This window comes from Bradyrhizobium sp. AUGA SZCCT0222, from assembly GCF_018130205.1.
GTDB lineage: Bacteria > Pseudomonadota > Alphaproteobacteria > Rhizobiales > Xanthobacteraceae > Bradyrhizobium.
The window spans coordinates 93,854-112,224 of the sequence record NZ_JAFCLX010000012.1; the positions used below are offsets into that span (position 1 = coordinate 93,854).

At 63.6% G+C, this 18,371-nt stretch carries 17 protein-coding genes; 6 read left to right on the forward strand and 11 right to left on the reverse strand.

All coding sequences use genetic code 11. From position 1 onward, the window contains the following. Positions 1-2: 2 nt before the first annotated feature. From JQ629_RS13275 to JQ629_RS13290, 4 genes are all read right to left on the reverse strand, one after another. Positions 3-299 carry a c-type cytochrome gene (locus JQ629_RS13275; protein WP_249135018.1) on the reverse strand — a complete coding sequence of 99 codons (297 nt, stop codon included), beginning with the start codon at positions 297-299 and terminating at the stop codon, positions 3-5. A 59-nt stretch (positions 300-358) separates the two neighbouring features. Further along, on the reverse strand, positions 359-2,554 hold the full coding sequence (locus JQ629_RS13280; RefSeq protein WP_212413060.1) for a xanthine dehydrogenase family protein molybdopterin-binding subunit: 2,196 nt from the start codon (positions 2,552-2,554) through the stop codon (positions 359-361). Positions 2,555-2,564: 10 nt separating this feature from the next. Then, positions 2,565-3,017, reverse strand: coding sequence for a (2Fe-2S)-binding protein (locus JQ629_RS13285; protein WP_192734853.1), 453 nt, complete (start codon positions 3,015-3,017; stop codon positions 2,565-2,567). Between the two features lie 208 nt (positions 3,018-3,225). Then, positions 3,226-4,620: an MFS transporter gene (locus JQ629_RS13290; protein ID WP_212413061.1), complete on the reverse strand. Its 1,395-nt coding sequence runs from the start codon at positions 4,618-4,620 to the stop codon at positions 3,226-3,228. 268 nt (positions 4,621-4,888) lie between these two features. Between JQ629_RS13290 and JQ629_RS13295 the strand changes: the two genes are divergently transcribed. The 3 genes from JQ629_RS13295 to JQ629_RS13305 are packed head-to-tail and all read left to right on the forward strand — an operon-like array spanning position 4,889 to position 8,809. Next, the gene (locus JQ629_RS13295; RefSeq protein ID WP_212413062.1) at positions 4,889-6,625 is read left to right on the forward strand and encodes an ABC transporter permease; all 1,737 of its coding nucleotides are present in this window, start codon (positions 4,889-4,891) and stop codon (positions 6,623-6,625) included. A 21-nt stretch (positions 6,626-6,646) separates the two neighbouring features. After that, complete coding sequence (locus JQ629_RS13300; RefSeq protein WP_249135019.1) at positions 6,647-7,678, forward strand: ABC transporter substrate-binding protein; 1,032 nt, start codon at positions 6,647-6,649, stop codon at positions 7,676-7,678. A gap of 27 nt (positions 7,679-7,705) precedes the next feature. Further along, positions 7,706-8,809: an ABC transporter ATP-binding protein gene (locus JQ629_RS13305; protein ID WP_212413063.1), complete on the forward strand. Its 1,104-nt coding sequence runs from the start codon at positions 7,706-7,708 to the stop codon at positions 8,807-8,809. A 90-nt stretch (positions 8,810-8,899) separates the two neighbouring features. Here JQ629_RS13305 and JQ629_RS13310 read toward each other — a convergent pair whose 3' ends face one another. From JQ629_RS13310 to JQ629_RS13335, 6 genes are all read right to left on the reverse strand, one after another. After that, a complete protein-coding gene (locus JQ629_RS13310; RefSeq protein ID WP_212413064.1) occupies positions 8,900-9,688 on the reverse strand; it encodes an ABC transporter ATP-binding protein in 789 nt (262 codons plus the stop codon). Further along, the gene (locus JQ629_RS13315; protein ID WP_212413065.1) at positions 9,676-10,731 is read right to left on the reverse strand and encodes a dihydrodipicolinate synthase family protein; all 1,056 of its coding nucleotides are present in this window, start codon (positions 10,729-10,731) and stop codon (positions 9,676-9,678) included. The genes JQ629_RS13310 and JQ629_RS13315 overlap by 13 nt, the downstream gene beginning before the upstream one ends. Before the next feature lie 8 nt (positions 10,732-10,739). Then, entirely contained in the window at positions 10,740-11,564 is an 825-nt protein-coding gene (locus tag JQ629_RS13320) for a GNAT family N-acetyltransferase (protein ID WP_212413066.1), read from the reverse strand. Next, on the reverse strand, positions 11,551-12,588 hold the full coding sequence (locus JQ629_RS13325) for an NAD-dependent epimerase/dehydratase family protein (RefSeq protein WP_212413067.1): 1,038 nt from the start codon (positions 12,586-12,588) through the stop codon (positions 11,551-11,553). The genes JQ629_RS13320 and JQ629_RS13325 overlap by 14 nt, the downstream gene beginning before the upstream one ends. A 15-nt stretch (positions 12,589-12,603) precedes the next feature. After that, positions 12,604-13,374 carry an ABC transporter permease gene (locus tag JQ629_RS13330; protein ID WP_212208475.1) on the reverse strand — a complete coding sequence of 257 codons (771 nt, stop codon included), beginning with the start codon at positions 13,372-13,374 and terminating at the stop codon, positions 12,604-12,606. 186 nt (positions 13,375-13,560) lie between these two features. Next, positions 13,561-14,208: a TetR/AcrR family transcriptional regulator gene (locus JQ629_RS13335; protein WP_212413068.1), complete on the reverse strand. Its 648-nt coding sequence runs from the start codon at positions 14,206-14,208 to the stop codon at positions 13,561-13,563. Positions 14,209-14,317: 109 nt separating this feature from the next. Between JQ629_RS13335 and JQ629_RS13340 the strand changes: the two genes are divergently transcribed. Continuing rightward, entirely contained in the window at positions 14,318-15,322 is a 1,005-nt protein-coding gene (locus tag JQ629_RS13340; RefSeq protein ID WP_212034590.1) for an ABC transporter substrate-binding protein, read from the forward strand. A gap of 163 nt (positions 15,323-15,485) precedes the next feature. Here the strand turns inward: JQ629_RS13340 and JQ629_RS13345 are convergent, their stop codons facing one another. Beyond that, positions 15,486-15,968, reverse strand: coding sequence for a MarR family winged helix-turn-helix transcriptional regulator (locus JQ629_RS13345; protein ID WP_212413069.1), 483 nt, complete (start codon positions 15,966-15,968; stop codon positions 15,486-15,488). Between the two features lie 53 nt (positions 15,969-16,021). On the opposite strand from JQ629_RS13345, the gene JQ629_RS13350 reads away from it, so the two are divergent. Together JQ629_RS13350 and JQ629_RS13355 are read left to right on the forward strand one after the other, a co-directional pair. Next, on the forward strand, positions 16,022-16,450 hold the full coding sequence (locus JQ629_RS13350) for an anthrone oxygenase family protein (RefSeq protein WP_212413131.1): 429 nt from the start codon (positions 16,022-16,024) through the stop codon (positions 16,448-16,450). 96 nt (positions 16,451-16,546) lie between these two features. Beyond that, the gene (locus JQ629_RS13355) at positions 16,547-18,367 is read left to right on the forward strand and encodes a flavin-containing monooxygenase (protein ID WP_212413070.1); all 1,821 of its coding nucleotides are present in this window, start codon (positions 16,547-16,549) and stop codon (positions 18,365-18,367) included. The last annotated feature ends 4 nt before the right edge of the window (positions 18,368-18,371 follow it).

Consider the following 18,371-nt stretch of genomic DNA (forward strand, 5'->3'; position numbering starts at 1 on the left):
CCTTACTTCTGTGCCGCGAGCCACGCCGCAATCGCGCGCAGCTCGTCGTCGGAGAAGCCTTTGGCGATGCGGTTCATCACCGTGCCGGGAAGCGAACCGTCGCGGAATCCCGTCATCGCGGTCATGATATCGCTGGCGTCACGGCCGTACAGCCGCGAAACCGGCGAGGCCGGCACGGCGCCAGCGGCGTGGCAGCCGGAACAGGCCGCAGCACCAGGCGGAGGGACTGAAGCCGCCAGCAGCGGCGAACTCCACGCCACGAGGGTTGTAATTCCGATGGCAACGCAAAACGCTTTCATCAGCTGATATCCGAAAGGTTAGTGGAGCGGCGGCCGGTGAAGGCCGCCGCCCGCGTGTGTCAGGCGAAGCTGATGTCCTGATCCTTCAGCGGCACCGAGCGGATGCGTTTTCCCGTTGCCGCGAAATATGCGTTGAGCACGGCGGGCGCCGCGACGCAGATCGTCGGCTCGCCGACGCCGCCCCAGAAGCCGCCGCTCGGCACGATGACCGATTCCACCTTCGGCATCTCCGCGATCCGCATCGAATTGTAGGTGTCGAAGTTGGATTGCTCGATGCGGCCGTCCTTGACGGTGCAATTGCCGTAGAACAAAGCCGACAGGCCATAGACGAACGAGCCTGCAATCTGGCGCTCGATCTGCGCCGGATTGACGACGTGGCCAGGATCGGTGGAAGCGACGATACGGTGCACCTTGATCTTGTTGCCGTCGGTCACCGAGATTTCGGCGGCACCGGCGACGTAGCTGCCGTAACCCATGTGCTGGCAGATGCCGCGGTAGACGCCCTTTGGCGGCGGCTTGTCCCAGCCGACTTTTTCGGCCACCGCATTGAGCACCGCGAGGTGTTTGGGATGCTTCGCCATCAACTTGCGCCGGAACGCGACCGGATCTTCCCCGACCGAAAGCGCCAGCTCGTCGATGAAACACTCGAGATAGATCGCGTTCTGATTGACGTTGACGCCGCGCCAGAAGCCCGGCGGGACGTGGGGGTTGCGCATCGAGTGCTCGACCAGCAGGTTCGGAAAACTATACCCGATCGCCCAATCGCCGGTGGGCGCGAGGCCCTGGAATGCGGCCGTGTCCATGCCGTTGACCAGAGCCGCCGGACGCACGGTGAACAGGATGGATTGGCCGGAAATCCGGACATGCAGCGCCGTCAGATTGTTGTCCTTGTCGAAGGCGCCGGTCAGTTTGCATTGGGTGACCGGATGATAGGTGCCGTGCTGCATGTCGTCTTCGCGTGACCACAAAAGCTTGATCGGCGTGCCCGGCATCTGCTTGGCGATAGAGACGGCCTGCCGGACATAGTCCGTCATGCCGCGACGGCCGAAGCCACCGCCGAGGATCAGCTTGTGAACCTCGCATTTGTCGGCAGGCAGGCCGGAGGTTTCCATCACCGCGGCGAATGCCGCTTCACCGTTCTGCGTTCCGGTCCAGACCTCGCACTTGTCGGGAGTGTAAAGCGCGGTGGCGTTCAGCGGCTCCATCGCGGCGTGGTTCTGGTAGGGATAGTTGTACACCGCCTCGATCTTTTTGGCGGCGCCGGCGATGGCGGCTTTGGCATCGCCGTTCTGGTTACCGATGAAAGCGGGCTGCGAATTGTCGAGGCCCTCGGCCAGCCACTTGGCGATCGACTCGCTCGACACCTTGGCATTTTCGCCTTCATCCCAGACGATCGGCAGCGCGTCGAGCGCGGTCTTGGCGTGCCACCAGGTGTCGGCGACGACGGCGACGGTGGAGTCGTTGACCCGCACCACCTTCTTGACGCCCTTCATGCCCATGACTTTGGCTTCGTCATAGCTCTTCAGCTTGCCGCCGAAGACCGGGCAATCCTTCAGCGCGGCGTTCAGCATTCCCGGCAGCTTGACGTCGATGCCATACATCATCTTGCCGGTGGTCTTGTCGGCGGTATCGAGCCGCAGCACGCCCTTGCCGGCGATTTTCCAGTCCTTCGGATCCTTCAGCTTGACGTCGGCATCTGCGGGAGGCGACAGCTTGGCCGCGGCTTCCACGACCTTGCCATAGGTCGTCTTCTTGCCGGTCGGTGTGTGCGTGATGGTGCTGTTGGCGGCGGTGCATTCCGAAACCGGCACCTTCCACTCATTGGCCGCGGCCTGGACCAGCATCATGCGCGCGGTGGCGCCGCCCTTGCGGACATAATCCTGCGAGGTGCGGATGCCGCGGCTGCCGCCGGTCGAAAAATCGCCCCAGGCCCGCTTGCGTGCGACACTTTGACCCGGTGTCGGATACTCGGTGGTGACCTTCGACCAGTCGCATTCGAGCTCTTCGGCGACGAGCTGGGCCAGGCCGGTGAGCGTTCCCTGTCCCATCTCCGAGCGGGCGATGCGGATCACGACGGTGTCGTCGGGGCGGATCACCACCCAGACGTTGACTTCAGGCGATCCGTCGGCGGCGCGGACCACGGTCGGTCCACCGAAGGGGATATCCATGCCGACCGAAAGCCCGGCGCCGGCGACGGCGGCGGTGCCAATGACGAAGGCGCGGCGGTTGAGCGTGGGCGTGATGTGCTTGTTCATGACATCCCCCTCAAGCGTTCGCGGCGGCGTGGATTGCCTCGCGCACCTGTTGGAAGGTGCCGCAGCGGCAGATATTGGTGATGGTCTCGTCGATGTCCTTGTCGGTCGGCTTCGGCTTGTCCTTGAGCAGCGCCGCCACCGCCATGATCATGCCGGTCTGGCAATAGCCGCACTGCGGCACATCGTTCTTGATCCAGGCCTGCTGCACCTTGTGCAGTGCGCCATCGCTGGCGGCCAGACCTTCGATCGTGGTGATCTGCTTGCCGACGGCTTCGCTGACCGAGATGCCGCAGGAGCGCATTGCGACGCCGTCAATATGGATCGTGCAGGCCCCGCATTGTGCAATGCCGCAGCCGTATTTGGTGCCGGTCAGTCCGACATTCTCCCGGATCGCCCATAGCAGCGGGGTGTCGTCCTCGACGTCCACATTGATTGATTTGCCGTTGATAGTGAGGTTTGCCATCGCGTTTCCCCTGTTAGCTCAATTCATCAATTGAACCCGGCGGGGACACTGGACCGCAATCTGGAATAGTTCAAATCAAGAAAATGCGTTTGCAGCGCGGAAGAAAATTGAAGGGCCGGGGTTTCGTGGGCGCAGGGGGCGCCACATGGCCGTCATGTTCGCGATGGTCGGCCAGGGTTTGCCTGCCTGGTAGGCACATTCCCTCCAATCAATCTTGCGGCGCGCTTACCACCAGACGCAGGAAACTCATCACGCATCCGAGCGCGGCAAATCCGGCGCCGAGTGCCAAAGCAAGCGTCGCGCCATCGTGGCCGCCGAGCGCAAAGCACAGTGCGGCGAACGCCGCGCCGAGCGTTTGCCCGGTCAGCCGTGCGGTCGCGACGATGCTGCTGGCGCTGCCGCTGCGATGCGACGGCGCGCTCGACATCAGCGCGCGCAAATTGGGAGTTTGAAAAAAGCCGAAGCCGATCCCGCACACCACCATGCGCCAGACGATGTTGGCGACGCCGGGGTCCGCCGGCAGCGTCGCCAGCAACACCATTCCCGCGCATAGCAATGCGAGGCCGATACCGCCGAGAATGCCGACCGGATAGCGGTCGGACAGCCGGCCGCCGATCGGCGCCATGATCGCGACCACCAGTGGCCACGGCGTCATGAAGAAACCGGTCTCGACCTGGGTGCGCATCAGCACGTCTTCGAAATAGAACGGCAGCGAGACGAAAGCGATGCCCTGAACCGCAAAGGTGCACACCGACGTCGCCGCCGATAGCGCAAACATCGGGCGCCGGAACAGATCGATCGGCAGCATCGGCGCCGGGTGATCCGCCTGCCGCCGCATCATGATCCAGCCGAGGATGATGGCGCCGGCCAGTTCGGCCGTTACCAGCGCCGGTGGTGCGCTGTGTGCCGCACTTCCGATCCCGATGATGAACAGGCCGAGGCAGCCTGTGGTCAGCGCGGCGCTCGCAAAATCGAATGCGTGCGTCGCGCGTGGCGTCGGCGGCAGCGTCTTCAAGCCGATCCACACCGCGATCAGGCCGAACGGAATGTTGATCGCGAACAGCCACGGCCAGGGACCCAGCGCCAGAATGCCGGACGCGATCGTCGGTCCAAGCGTGAACGCGGTGCCGACCACCAGCGCGTTGTGACCAAAACCGCGGCCCAGCATATGGGTCGGGTAGACGTAGCGGACCAGCGCCGCATTCACCGCCATGATGCCGCTGGCGCCGAGCCCCTGCAGCGCCCGCGCTGCCACCAGACTGGGCAGCGACCACGCTAACGCGCAGCCGATCGAGGCAATTGTGAACAGCAACAGGCCGCCGATATAGATGCGCTGATGGCCAACGATTTCGCCGAGCGCGCCGAGCGGCAGCAGCGTCGCCACCAGTGCGATCTGATAGACATTGACGACCCAGACCACATCGGCCGGGCTGACATGGAGGTCGGCGGCGATAGCGGGCAGCGCGATGTTGGCAATCGCCGTGTCGAGCGAGGCCAGCGCCAGTGCGGTAAAGATCGCCGCGACCGCCCAGCGCCGGAGTTCCGGCGGCAAGCCGTCGATACCGGGCGTGGTAGGCGGCTTGGCGGTCGCAACTTCTGACATCGAGATCGGGCTCTCCACGGTCGGCGCGGGTAACGCCCTTAAGGGGCGTGTACTACGGACGCGAGATGTTCCACAGGCACGCCGTTGCATGATGCGTATGCGAAGGCGGGCTTCCGCGGCATTTTGAGCCGCCGACTTTGTGCTACTTCCCGCCCGCCGCCTGATCGACTAGGCTCGCCGCGCATTGCGGGCGCAAGATCCGAAAACGGACGGTCGCAGGCCAAGGGGAAGCGCTTTGGACGGACAGGCGAACCGGCGCAGCGAGGTCATGCGTAGCGCCAGTGAGGGGATGCGTCGGCGCGTGTGGGCTAACCTGTGGGTTGTGCTCCTGCTGGTTATTCTCGGCTTTCTCGTCATCTATCCGATCCTGATGCTGCTGCTGGGGGCGCTCACCGACACCAACCCGGTGGTCGAGGGCATCAGCCTCCGCCATCTTTCGATCGCGAATTTTCTCGTGGTGCTGGCGAATCCCAATGTCGGCGAGGCGCTGGTCAACACGTTGATCGCCTGCGGCGGCGGCACCGCGATTGCGGTCGTGATCGGGTTGCTGTTCTCCTGGATCGTGGTACGCACCAACACGCCGTTCAAGGGCTTTATCGCCGCCGCCAGCATCCTGCCATTGTTTGCGCCGCCGCTGGTCGCGGGCGTGGCATGGGCGATCCTCGGCTCTCCCAAGACCGGCCTGATCAACACCATGTTCAAATGGATCGGGCTCGACTGGCGCGTCGATTTCTATTCGCTGTGGGGCCTCGTGTTCGTGTTCGGCATCTATTACGCGCCCTACGTCTACATGTTCACTTCCTCGGCGCTGCGTAACATGGACCCGAGCCTGGAAGAGGCGGCCGAAATCTCCGGTGCCAGCGCGTTCGCGACATTGTTCTCGGTGACGTTCCCGCTGATCATGCCGGCGATCATCTCGGGCATGCTGCTGTCGTTCATCGTGATGCTCGGCATCTACGGCATTCCGGCGGTGCTGGGGTCGTCGACCAATCTGGCGTTGCTGACCACGTATATTTTCAAGCTCACCAATTGGTCACCGCCGCTCTACAACACGGCCGCCGCGGTTGCGATCATCCTGATGGTGGTCACCGGCGCGCTGGTGTTCCTGCAGAACAGGGTGCTCAGCGGCCGCAGCTACACGACGGTGGCTGGCAAGGCGTTCCGGCCACGCAGCCTCGATCTCGGGCGCTGGCGCTGGTTCACGTTCGCCATCGGTATCGTCTACCTCCTGATCGTGGTGGTGCTGCCGCTGCTCGCGCTGATCGTGGCGGCGTTCCGCAAGTTCATGTTCATCCGCGACGTCGCCAGCCTGTTCGACATGCGCCAGTACTCGATGGTGCATTTCAACAGCATCTTCGACAATCCGCTGACGCTGCGGTCGATCTACAATGCGGTCGAGGTCGGCGTGGTCACGGCGGTAGTCGGCGGCGCGCTGGCGTTTGCGATCGGCTACACCATACACCGCACGCAAGTGACGGGGCGGCGCTGGATCGACCTGATCTCGACCGTGCCGGTCGCGATTCCCGGCCTCGTGGTCGGCGTCGCCTATCTGTGGGCCTGGATCGGCATCCCCGGCGGCCTCTACGGCACGATCTGGATCCTGGCGCTGGCGTTCATTGCGCGGTTCATGCCCGACACGGTCAAGGCGCTGTCGACCTCGTTCATGCAGATCCATCGCGAGCTGGAGGAGGCCGCCTGGGTCTGCGGCAAGGGCATGTTCGCCACCATCCGGACCATCGTGCTGCCGCTGGCGCGGCCGGGCGTGATCGCATCGATGACGCTGTTGTTCGTGCTGGCGATCCGAGAACTCGGCTCGTCGCTGTTTCTCTACACCAGCAACACCATGGTGATGTCGGTGCTGCTGCTCGACTATTACGAAGGCGGAAATCTCGGCAAGACCGCCGCATTCAGCCTGGTGCAGACGGTTCTGCTCGGTGTTCTCATCGGCGGCGCCAACTGGCTGTCGCGCGAGGCGACGCAGAGCGGCGTCGCCCGCACCGGATAAAAAACTTTAGGGAGGATTGCTATGCATAGACGGATCTTCACCAAAATGGCGCTGGCTGGCGTCGCCGGTCTCGGCATCCTGTGGGGCGCACCATCGCAGGCGCAGGAGTTCGGTTCGCCCGAACTGATCGCGGCGGCGAAGAAGGAGGGGAAACTGGTGTTCTACACGGCGAATTTCGCCGAGGTCGAGCAGCAGGTGATCAAGGAGTTTCAGAAACGCTTCCCCGAGATCAAGGTCGAGATGGTGCGCGCGCCGGGCGGCCAGCTCATTACCCGCGTCAAGACTGAGGCCGCTGCCGGCAAGCTGATCGCCGACGTGGTCGATCATTCCGATCGCGCGCTGATGCAGCCGCTGGCCGACCTGTTCCAGGACTACGCGCCGCCGAATGCTGCGGATTACAACCCGGATTCGCTGATTTCTCCCAAACTATGGCCGCGCGTGACCCTGGTTTGGTCCATCGCCTACAACACTGAACTGGTCAAGAATCCGCCGAAGTCGTGGATGGATCTGACCAAGAAGGAATACGACAAGCAGACCGGGCAGGTGTTCGCCCGGTCCGGCGGCACCACCTGGACCCGCGTCATGTTCGAGCGCCAGGTGCTGGGTGAGGACTATTGGGCCAAGCAGGCGGCGACCCGTCCGATCCTTTATCCGTCGGGCGCGCCGATGTCGGACTCGCTGGTGCGCGGCGAAGTCGCGATGGGTCCGCTGCTCTACAATGCGATCTATCCGAAACAGAAGGACGGCGCGCCGATCAAGATTTTCTTCCCGCCCGAAGGCGCTCCGGTCAATCCCTACGCCACGGGAATTCCAAAGACCGCCGCCAATCCCAATGCGGCAAAGCTGTTCCTGAACTGGTGCCTGTCGAAGGAGGGGCAAACCTTCATGATCAAGGAGCTCGGCAATTTGACCTCGCTCAAGGTGGCGCCGGTCTACCCCGAGGGTTTCGATCCCAAGGTGGTCAAGGTCTGGTTCCCGAAGTTCGACGAATACGTCAAGCTGCACGAGCCATGGGTCGCGGAGTGGGACAAGACCTACGGTCACCGGCAGTGAGCATCCACGCATGACGCAGGCTTCTTCATGACGGCGACTCTCGAGGTAACCGACCTGCGCAAGCAGTTTGCGGTCGGCCGCCCGGCGATCGACGGCGTCAGCTTCGCCGTGCCGGCCGGCGAGATCGTGGTGCTGCTCGGTCCGTCCGGCTGCGGCAAGACCACGACGCTGCGATGCGTCGCGGGGCTGGAACATCCAACCGATGGCGAAATCAGTATCGCCGGCCGGATCGTGTCGGCGCCCGCCAACGGCATTCTTGTTCCGCCGCGCCTTCGCGAGCTCGGCATGGTGTTTCAGTCCTATGCGGTGTGGCCGCATATGACGGTGCGGCAGAACGTGGTCTATCCGCTCAAGCATCGCAAGATTTCGCGCAGCGATGCCCGCCGCAAGGTCGATGAAGCCCTCGAACTGGTCGGCCTGTCGGAGTATGCCGAGCGCCCGGTGGTGGCGCTGTCCGGCGGCCAGATGCAGCGCGTCGCTTTGGCACGCAGCATCGTCTACCGGCCGCAATTGCTGCTGCTCGACGAGCCGCTGTCGAATCTCGACGCCAAGCTGCGGCTGCGTTTGCGCGACGATCTGCGCGTCATCCTCAAGCAAACCGGCATGACGGCGCTCTATGTCACCCATGACCAGGCTGAAGCCGTGGTGCTCGGCGATCGCATCGGCGTGATGCGCGACGGCAAATTGCTGCAGATGGATACGCCGGACGCGATCTATAACCGGCCGGCGGATCTGTTCGTCGCCAATTTCACCGGCGCCACCAACGAACTCCCGGGCACGCTGGTATCGCGCAACGGCGAATTTGGCACGGTCGATTTCGGCGACGGACGCCGCGGCGAGGTGGCGTTGCTGCATTCGCTGGGTCCGGACGAGAAGGTGCGCATCGCGCTGCGGCCGGAGAACATCACGATCGGCCAGCGCAACGGCGCCAATACTTTCCCCGCCCGCGTGCTCGATCGCCGCTACCAAGGCACGCAAACCGCCTATGGCATCGAATTGTTCGGTCGCCGGCTGGAGGTGGTCGAACTCGGCACCGCCGCCCGGCATCAGGTCGGCACCGAGACCCCGGTGTCGCTGCCGCGCGAAAGCTGCTGGGCCTATCGTGACACCGGGCCGGTGTCGTATGAATAGCGGCCCGTCATTGCGAGCGAAGCGAAGCAATCCATAGTGCGGCATGTTGAGAGGTGGATTGCTTCGCTGCGCTCGCAATGACGGCTAAATCTACCCGCTCGGCCCCATCCCCAAACTCCCGTAAATCCGGCGCACATAGGCGCCAAACTCATCCGTGGTCTTGATCGGCAGATCGCGCGGAAACGGCAGTTCGATCGGGAAGTACTCCGCCATCCGCGCCGGGCCTGATGTGAGCACCGCGCAATGCGAGGCGAGGAACACGGCTTCCTGGATGCTGTGGGTGACGAAGATGATGGTCTTGCCGCTCTCGCGCCAGATCCGCAGCATTTCCAGATTCATCTGTTCGCGCGTCAACGCGTCCAGCGCACCGAACGGCTCATCCATCAGGATCAGTTTGGGATCATGGATAAAGGCGCGTGCGATTGCGGTGCGCTGCTGCATGCCGCCGGACAGTTGCTGCGGATATTTGTCCTCGTAACCGGCAAGGCCCACGAGATTGAGCAGATCGCGGGCTCTGGCGCGCGCGGCCTTCATCGGCAGGCCGACGATTTCGGCCGGCAGCAGCACGTTGTCGAGAATGGTCCGCCATTTCAGCAGCAAGGCCTGCTGGAACACCATGCCGATGTCGCGCGCGGGATCGAACGGGGTTCTGGTATTGCCGATCTTGATGGTGCCGCCGTCGGCCTCGTGCAGCCCGGCCAGAATCTTCAGCACCGTGGTCTTGCCGCAGCCGGATGGTCCGACCAGCGAGACCAGCTCGCCCTCGCTGACGTCCATGGTGACGTCGGAGACGGCCAGAAACTCCGTACCTTTCGAGCGGTAGACCTTGCGAACGTTGCGCAGGCTGATGAAGGGCTCTTCCGCCGTCATGCCAGCCATTTCTGCAAGTAGTCGGCGACGAAGGCGTCGTCGGAGAGATCGGCGTGCTCGCGGCAGACGCGGTCGATCTCCTGCATCTGGCCGGGGCTCAGCCCCTCGGCCTGATCGAGGCACCACAGCCCCTGCATCAGTCCCTGCCGCCGCAGGATTTCGTGGCAGCCGGCGATGCAGCCGTGGAAATTATTGGCGACGTCAAAGAACGCGCTGTTGCAATCGGTCACCCGGGCATCGAGCGCCAATAGATCCGCCGGCACGGTGTCCTTGTAGCGCGCGGCCTTGCACATCTCGAACTGCTTGATCGCGGCTGCCGTCCACACCGACCAGTGGCCGAGCAGCCCGCCCTTGAAGTACGTGCGGGTGGTAACGCCCTTGTCGCGCAAGTCGAACGGCAGCATCAGATCGAGCAGGATATGGTCGTCATTGCCGGTATAGAGCGCGACGCGGTCGAGCGCACCCGCGGCGGCGACGCCGCGGAGCACGTCGAGGGTGCGGTAGCGGTTGAACGGCGCGATCTTGATCGCGATGACATTGTCGATCGCTGCAAAGCGCCGCCAGAAGTTTGCGCTGAGAATGACGCCGCCGACCGCGGGCTGAAGGTAGAATCCGACCAGCGGAATCTCGCGCGCCACCGCCTCGCAATGTGCGATGATCTCGTCTTCGGAAGCAGATTTCATCGCGGCAAGGCTGAGCAGGCCGGCGTGGTAGCCGATGCCGCGCGCAATCTGAGCTTCCGCAATTGCCTGCTGCGTCGGACCGGCGAGGCCCGCGACCATCGCGAGCGGCCGCCTGGTCCAGTCGGCCGCGGTTTGCGCCGCCAGCTCCAGCACGGGCTTGTAGAGTCCGACATCGCGGATCGCGAACTGCGTGGTATGCACGCCGACCGCAAGGCCGCCGGCGCCGGCATCGATATAGTAGCGCGACAGCGCGCGCTGGTGCCTGGTGTCGAGCGTGCGGTTGGCATCGAGCGCCAGCGGATGCGCGGGGATCACCGTGCCGTCGGCGACCAGTTTTCGTACCCCGGATTTGATTTCGCTGTGGTGCATGAAAATCCCTATCCAAATTCCGGGCCGGCGACCGCGAACGGCAATTCCGCGGCCAGCATGGTGGCGCGGCCGAACCGCATGCGCTGGAACGGCCGCTCGATGGTCCAGCCGGTTTCGGTGAGGCCGCGCAGGAAATCGTCCTGCGAATGCACGGCGTCAAGCAGCCACGGGCCTTGCTCTGACCGTACGATGGCGTCGACCAGGGTCAGCGCGCTGTCGTGGGTCTCGGCAAAGACAGGTCCGACATGGCGCGCGGTACGGCCGTCACGGACCAGCGCAACGGCGTTGCCTGATGATACCATGCGGGAGCCGGCGCGGCCGCCGAACTCGGTCAGCAGAGCGCCGCGGTCAAATCCCATGGCGCTGACATCGCGCGCGATGAAATCGGCGACGCTGCAATTCGATAGCGATTGTGCGGCGCTCACGCCTTTCGGGGCTTCCAGCCGCAGCCGCCGCAATTGCAGCGTCGGTGTGAAGCCGAGCGGGCCATAGACGTTGGCTCCATCAGGCGTCGCGTCGAGCCAGGTGGTGAGGCCGCGCTTTGTCGCAGCGTTGAGGCAGGCGTCGACCAGCCGGGTCGCGACACCGCGGCGGCGCCAGCTCGCGGTCACCAACACCATGCTGATCCATGCATTGCCGGCGGAGTACGGCAACAGCGCCGCGGTCGCGACCAGTTGCTTGCCGTCACGCACGCCGAACACGATTCCCTTGCTCAGGAAAAACCGCCAGTCGGCCTCGTTCTGGTTCCAATGCGCCTCCGTCGACAACAGCAATCCAGCCGGCGCATCGCCGACGCCGAGTTCGATGAGCTCGACGTGCTCAGTACCGGCCATCGCGCACCTCATACTTGGTGGGCTTGCCGAGGCTCGGCATCGACCGCGACACCCAGTCGGCGGTCCAGCGGATCAGCTGATCGGTGTCGACGACCGGCAGGCCGAACAGTTTGACGGCCTGCGACGTATTGGTCAGCCACGCCGTCGGCTCTTCCTTGCCGGTGATGACTGGCGCAATTCCAAACCGTTGGCCGAATTTGGCGGCGAGGTCGCGCACCGCGAGAATTTCGTGGCCGCTGACATTGATCGGCGAGGTCGGCGTGTCGCAATGTGCCAGGCAACGCAGCGCCTGCGAGGAGGCATCGCCCTGCCAGATGAAATTGACATGGCCGAGGCTGACGTCGATCGGCTTGCCCTGCAGCACCTTGCTCGCGATGTCGTGCAGCACGCCGTAGCGCATGTCGATCGCGTAGTTGAGCCGGAACAGCCGGCCCGGCGTCGAATGCTTGCGCGAGAAATATTCGAACATGCGCTCGCGCCCGACGCAGGATTGCGCGTATTCGCCGGGCGGATTTGGCGCAAGGTCCTCGTCGGCGCCTTTGCCGCTCACAGGCACGAAGGGATAGACGCAGCCGGTCGAGAACGCCACGATCCGCGAGCCGGCAAAGGCCTGCGCCACCAGTGCCGGGACATGCGCATTCATCGCCCAGGTCAGCGAAAGATCGCCCTCGGCGCCGAACTTGCGCCCTGCCATGAAGATGATGTTTTGAATTTTTGGCAGCGCCTTGATGGCGGCCTCATCGAGCAGGTCGCAATTAATCGTTTCGACGCCACGGGCCTGCAGCCAGTCCTTGACGCTGCCATCGCTAAAGCGTGCGACGCCGATAACCCGCCGGTCAGGTGCGGCGGCCTTGGCAAGCCCCGCCAGCGTTGGCCCCATCTTGCCCGCAACGCCCAAAACCATGATGTCGCCATCGACCTTGCGCAGGTCGTCGATCAGCGCCTGGCTCGGACGGCACAGCAGTTCGTCGAGGGCGGCGATATCCGGAATCGTCTCCGGCAGGTGGTTGCGTGTCAGCAGCATGCCTGTTCCCTTGTCTTATTGCAGCCTGACGTCACGGACCACGAACAGCCGCTCGAGGCCGAGCACCAGGCCGTACAGCGCCACGCCGAGCAGGGTCAGAAGAATGACGGCCATCACCATCGCCGGCGTATCGAGTGAGGCCTGCACCTGGATCATGAGATAGCCGAGCCCGCGCTCCGAGGCGATGAACTCGCCGACGATGGCGCCCGCGACCGCCAGGATGGCGCCGACCTTCATGCCTGAAAATACGTAAGGCAGGGCGCCCGGCAGCTGGATCTTCCGGAACAGCGTCCAGCGCGAGCCGCGCAGCGATTTCACGAGATCCAGCAGGTCGGGCTCGACCTCGCTCAGCCCGCGCGCGGTCGTCAGCAGGATCGGGAAGAAGCAGATCGAAAACGCGATCAGGATGTTCGGAAAGATGCCGTAGGAGAACCAGACGATGAACAGCGGTCCAAGCGCCACTTTCGGAATCATGTTCAGCGTGACGAACAGCGGCAGCAGCAACAGGCTGATCAGCGGCGACCAGGTGAACATGACCGCCAGCATGACGCCGACCAGCGCGCCGAGGCAGAAGCCGCCGAGGATTTCGGCGCCCGTCACCCAGAGGTTGGAGAGCCAGGCATATTTGGCCGACGTCAGGGTCGAGAGCGCGGCAAGTGGGGAGGGCAGGATGAATTTCGGCACCTGGAAGGCGTCGACCAGCACCTGCCAGAGCACGATCACGGCCAGATGCGCGATCAGGATGATCGCCACCGTCCTCGCCGATCGCCCTGCATCGCCAGACACTGCGTACTCCTCGTTGGGGCGCGTCCGGTTCCCGGGCGCGCGGTGGCAGTCTATCGCGGGGCGGCCTAGGTTTCAACCAGTTGGTTGATTAGGAGGGTGTCATTCCGGGGCGATGCGAAGCATCGAACCCGGAATCTCGAGATTCCGGGTTCGCGTCTTCGACGCGCCCCGGAATGACGCCGAACGTTACGGCCGCAGCGACTGCATCACCAGGTCGACCACATGCTTGCGGCGGGCCTTCCGGGCCGTCGGGCTCGACAGGTCCTTGCCGAAGATTGCCGACAGGGTCGGCGTGTTCGAAAAGTAGAAATAGCTCAGCCCGGCGATCGAAATGTAGAGATGCACCGGATTGATCCCCTTGCGGAACACGCCGGCGCGGACACCTTCGCTCAGGATGGCCGAGACCATACTGACCAGCGGCGAATGCATTGCCGCCAGCTTGCGGGAGCCGCGCACATGCCGGGCGCCGCCGCGGTTTTCGTCGTTCAGCAGCACGATGAAGTCGGGATGGGCGGCGAGGTGGTCGAAGGAGGCCTCGATCAGCCGCTTGATGGCCTGCAGCGGCGGCAGGCCTTCGAGGTTGAGCTTGCGTTCCTGGGCGCGGATTTCCTCATAGACCCACTCCAGCACCGCCAGATACAGCGCGTCCTTGTCGCCGAAGTAATGATAGACCAGCTGCTTGTTGACGCCGGCGCGCGCCGCGATCTCGTCGACCCGGGCACCGGCGAGGCCACTATCGGCAAATTCACGGCGTGCCGCCGTCAGAAGCTTCTCCCGCGTCGCCGCCGGATCGCGCCGCTTGGGCCCGGTGCTATCAGCTCGTCTTATAGGCATTTCCAACCAAACAGTTGACAATTCGTCTCGTCCTTGTTGCATTGGTAACGTCGTGGGCGTGCAACGACAAGGCCGGGATATTACCAGTCTGCAAACCAGGAGAGATGCCATGAAGGGCTTGAAGATTGCGTCACTGGCGCTTGCGCTTGCGGTCCAGGCGGCTCCCTCTCATGCCGGCGAGGCCGTCAACCTGATCCTGAACTGGGCGCCGACCGCGGACCATTCGCCGTTCTATTATGCCAAGGCGCAGGGCTGGTACGAGAAAGCCGGCATCGATCTCACCATCGAGACCGGCAAGGGTTCCGGCGTGTCGTCGCTGAAGGTCGGCTCCGGCGGTTCGCCGTTCGGCATCGCCGATCTCGCGACCATGCTGGTGGCGCGCAGCAAGGGTGCCGACGTCGTGGCGCTGATGAGCATCTACGCCAACACCGGGCAGACGTTCTACTGGCTGAAGAGCTATGGCGTGAACAGCGCCAAGGACTTTCCGGGCCACAAGATCGGCAATCCGCCCGGCGACGCGTCGCGGGTGATGTGGCCGGCGTTCGCCAAGGCCGCCGGTATCGCGCCCGACGCGGTCAGTTTCGTCAATGTCGGGCCGACCGCCAAGATCGCGGCGCTGAAGAGCCATACCGTCGATATCATCAGCGATTTTTACAACGAACACGATCTCAAGGTGATCGAGTTCGGTGCCGACCTCGGCTACGTCAACTGGAAGGACATCGGGCTCAACCCGTACGGCAACTCGCTGATCGTCAACGGCGCCTATCTGGAAAAGAATCCGAAAATTGCAGATGCGTTCGTCAAGGTCAGCCAGAAGGCGTTTGCCGCCTGCGTCGCCGACGTCGCGCCCTGCCTGAAGGCGCTGCTCGATGCCGCGTCGGGGCTCGACAAGGAGAACCAGGAACGCCAGTGGGAGCGCATCAAGTTCCTGATGACCGACGATTTCACCACCACCAAGGCGCTGGGCTGGATCGACGCCGAGCGGATGAAGAAGGACTATGAACTGGTGCAGACCTATCTTGGCATGGAGAAGCCGTTCGAGGTCGGCACCGCGTTCTCGACCAAGATGCTCGACACGAGTATCAAGATGGATGCGAGCAAGGTGAAGAAGTGACGCGTAGCGTCGTTCCGGAGTGATATCGCTCCTCGTCATGGCCGGGCAAGCGCGAAGCGCGTCTTCGCGCCAGATGACTCGGCCATCCACGTCTTGCTTCCTTTGGTGCAGAAAGACGTGGATGCCCGGGACATCGGGCATGACGGAGAGTGCGGCTGAGAGTTTATCCGCGCTCGCTAGCCTCCTCGTTCAACCCTGACTCCAGCCGCTCGCACAGCTTCGCAACCACTCTCTGCGTCGTCACAAGATCCTTCAGGCTGACGCCTTCGGCGAGTGCATTCACCCACGGCACCTGAAGCCTCGTGGCGGCCTCAAACGCTTCCTTCCCTCGCTTGGCCAGCACGACCAGATGCGCCCTCCGGTGATGCGGGTTGGGCTGCAGCTCGAGCAGGCCTTCATCCCGCATTTCGTTGACGATGCGCTGAACACCCTGACGGTTGAGTCCCATGTTGCGCGCCAGCCACGCCACGGGCTGCGGCCGCTCGGCCAGCGCAATGGCCCCCAGCACCTGCCAGCGCGCGCTGGTGAGTTCGAGGCCGGCGACGAGCCGGTCGCCGGCCAGCAACAGCCGGCCGTTGAGCCGGAATATGGCGAGGATCAGCCCGGTCAGGGCCTGTCCGGCTGGCGTATGTGGCTTGCTTCTCATTGGCAATGAGTATACGAAATGACAACATATTGTCAATATCGGAGTGCGTAATGATGCTCATCGGACAACTGGCCACCGTCGTCGCCGCGGCCTTCGCCGGCGCGGCCTTCTTCATCAATTTCGCCGAACAGCCGGCGCGTCTGCTGCTTGATGACAGGAGCCTGCTGACGCAATGGAAACCCAGCTATGCGCGCGGCTTTGTGATGCAGGCGAGCTGCGCGGTGATCTCAGGCGTCTTGGGATTGACCGCGGCGTGGCAGACCGGCGATTGGCGTTGGACCGTCGGCGCGATTCTCATGCTGGCCAACTGGCCCTACACGTTGTTCGGCATCATGCCGACGAACCGCAGGCTGAATGCCATCGCCGCCGCCGATGCTGGCCCGGAATCTCGCCGACTGATCGTGCATTGGGGAGGGCTGCATGCCGTGAGAACCGCGCTCGGCTTCGCGGCGACCGCAGCCTATCTCTGGGCGCAGCACTGACGCCTTACTGATCTCCTGGTTGATCTTTTCGCCGTGCGGACGCTTACTGCGTGTCGGCTACGGGGTATATCTGCAGCAGATCAGAGGCAATTTCGGATGACGGTCACGGACGAACCGCAAAACCTGCGCAGCCGCGCTTTCGACAAGGAGCAGCTGCGGGCGAAGTATATGGAGGAGCGCAACAAGCGGCTCCGCGCCGACGGCAACGACCAGTACATCGAGGTCAAGGGACAGCTCGCGCATTATCTGGACGATCCCTATACGCCCGTCACCCCGCGCGATCCCAGGACCGACCATGTCACCTTCGCCTTCATCGGCGGCGGATTTGCGGGCCTTGCCACCGCCGCGCGGCTGACGGAAGCCGGGATCAAGGATATCCGCATCATCGAGAAGGGCGGCGATTTCGGCGGCACCTGGTACTGGAACCGCTATCCCGGCGCGCAATGCGATACGGCCTCGATGGTCTATATGCCCCTGCTCGAAGAAACCGGGCACATGCCATCAGAGAAATACGCGCACGCGCCGGAAATTCTCGCGCATTGCCGGCGGATCGGAAAGCAATACGGCCTCTACGACAACGCGTTGTTCCATACCCAAGTCTCCGACCTGAAATGGGATGAAGCGCATTCGCGCTGGATCATCACCACCAACCGCGGCGACGTCTTCACGGCGCAGTTCGTCGGCATGGGCACGGGGCCGCTGCACGTGCCGAAACTCCCGGGCATTTCGGGCATCGAGGCCTTCAAGGGACATTCGTTCCACACCAGCCGTTGGGATTACGATTACACCGGCGGCGATCCCTTGGGCGCGCGCATGGACAAGCTTGCCGACAAGCGCGTCGGCATCATCGGTACCGGCGCCACCTCCGTGCAGTGCGTGCCGCATCTGGCACGCGCGGCCAAAGGACTCTACGTTTTCCAGCGCACGCCGTCTTCCGTCGATGTCCGCGCCAACGCGCCGATCGATCCGGAATGGTTTTCGGGGATTGCCACGCCCGGCTGGCAGCAGCGCTGGCTGGAAAACTTCACGGCCAACCAGGCCGGCGGCAATGCCGAGGAAGATCTGGTCCAGGACGGCTGGACCGACCTGTCGCGGCGGATCCGGGCCAAGATCATGCAGCTGCCGCGCGAGGAGCGGGTTCCGGCCAAGATGTTGGCCGCGTTTGAGGACTCCGACTTCGAGAAGATGGAGGAGATCCGATCCAGGATCGACACCATCGTTGATAACTGCGAGACCGCGGCAAAGCTCAAGGCCTGGTACCGCCAGCTCTGCAAGCGGCCGTGCTTCCACGATTCCTATCTGCAGGCGTTCAACACGCCGGGCACGCAGCTGGTCGATACCGACGGCAAGGGCGTCGAGAAAATCACCGAGAAGGGCGTCGTCGTCGCGGGCAGGGAATACCAGCTCGACTGCATCATCTACGCGTCGGGTTTCGAGGTCGGCACCGAATACAGGCGGCGATCCGGGTTCGACATGACGGGCCGGGGTGGCGTCAATCTGTCGGAGCACTGGGCCGAGGGGATGCGATCCAAGCACGGTATCCACGTCCACGGTTTTCCGAATGCCTTCTTCGTGCAGCCGACGCAGGGCGCAAACCTGATCTCCAACGTGCCGCATAATTTGACCGAAGCCGCAAAGACTATCGCCGTCATGGTCAGGCACGCACAGCAAAACGGCTTCAGGCAGATCGAAGTCACCAGGCAGGCCGAGGACAAATGGGTCGAACTGCTGTTGACCGGCGCCGGGCGGATGATCGGCGCGCCGGACTGCACCCCCGGCTATTACAACAATGAGGGGCGCGAACCCGGTCCGGCGGCCAAGCTGAATGTCGGCCATCCCGCAGGCCCGCTGGCCTATTTCAAATATATCGACACGTGGCGCAGCAATGGCGAGTTCGAAGGGTTGGAGTTCCGCTGAAGCT

Excerpts from the sequence above, each read along its gene's own strand:
- JQ629_RS13290 (WP_212413061.1), bottom strand. The coding sequence starts at position 4,620 with ATGTCAGAAGTTGCGACCGCCAAGCCGCCTACCACGCCCGGTATCGAC.
- JQ629_RS13325 (WP_212413067.1), bottom strand. The coding sequence starts at position 12,588 with ATGCTGCTGACACGCAACCACCTGCCGGAGACGATTCCGGATATCGCC.
- JQ629_RS13305 (WP_212413063.1), top strand. The coding sequence starts at position 7,706 with ATGACGGCGACTCTCGAGGTAACCGACCTGCGCAAGCAGTTTGCGGTC.
- JQ629_RS13300 (WP_249135019.1), top strand. The coding sequence starts at position 6,647 with ATGCATAGACGGATCTTCACCAAAATGGCGCTGGCTGGCGTCGCCGGT.
- JQ629_RS13350 (WP_212413131.1), top strand. The coding sequence starts at position 16,022 with ATGCTCATCGGACAACTGGCCACCGTCGTCGCCGCGGCCTTCGCCGGC.
- JQ629_RS13295 (WP_212413062.1), top strand. The coding sequence starts at position 4,889 with ATGCGTAGCGCCAGTGAGGGGATGCGTCGGCGCGTGTGGGCTAACCTG.
- JQ629_RS13275 (WP_249135018.1), bottom strand. The coding sequence starts at position 299 with ATGAAAGCGTTTTGCGTTGCCATCGGAATTACAACCCTCGTGGCGTGG.
- JQ629_RS13355 (WP_212413070.1), top strand. The coding sequence starts at position 16,547 with ATGACGGTCACGGACGAACCGCAAAACCTGCGCAGCCGCGCTTTCGAC.
- JQ629_RS13320 (WP_212413066.1), bottom strand. The coding sequence starts at position 11,564 with ATGGCCGGTACTGAGCACGTCGAGCTCATCGAACTCGGCGTCGGCGAT.
- JQ629_RS13315 (WP_212413065.1), bottom strand. The coding sequence starts at position 10,731 with ATGCACCACAGCGAAATCAAATCCGGGGTACGAAAACTGGTCGCCGAC.
- JQ629_RS13340 (WP_212034590.1), top strand. The coding sequence starts at position 14,318 with ATGAAGGGCTTGAAGATTGCGTCACTGGCGCTTGCGCTTGCGGTCCAG.
- JQ629_RS13335 (WP_212413068.1), bottom strand. The coding sequence starts at position 14,208 with ATGCCTATAAGACGAGCTGATAGCACCGGGCCCAAGCGGCGCGATCCG.
- JQ629_RS13345 (WP_212413069.1), bottom strand. The coding sequence starts at position 15,968 with ATGAGAAGCAAGCCACATACGCCAGCCGGACAGGCCCTGACCGGGCTG.
- JQ629_RS13280 (WP_212413060.1), bottom strand. The coding sequence starts at position 2,554 with ATGAACAAGCACATCACGCCCACGCTCAACCGCCGCGCCTTCGTCATT.
- JQ629_RS13310 (WP_212413064.1), bottom strand. The coding sequence starts at position 9,688 with ATGGCTGGCATGACGGCGGAAGAGCCCTTCATCAGCCTGCGCAACGTT.
- JQ629_RS13285 (WP_192734853.1), bottom strand. The coding sequence starts at position 3,017 with ATGGCAAACCTCACTATCAACGGCAAATCAATCAATGTGGACGTCGAG.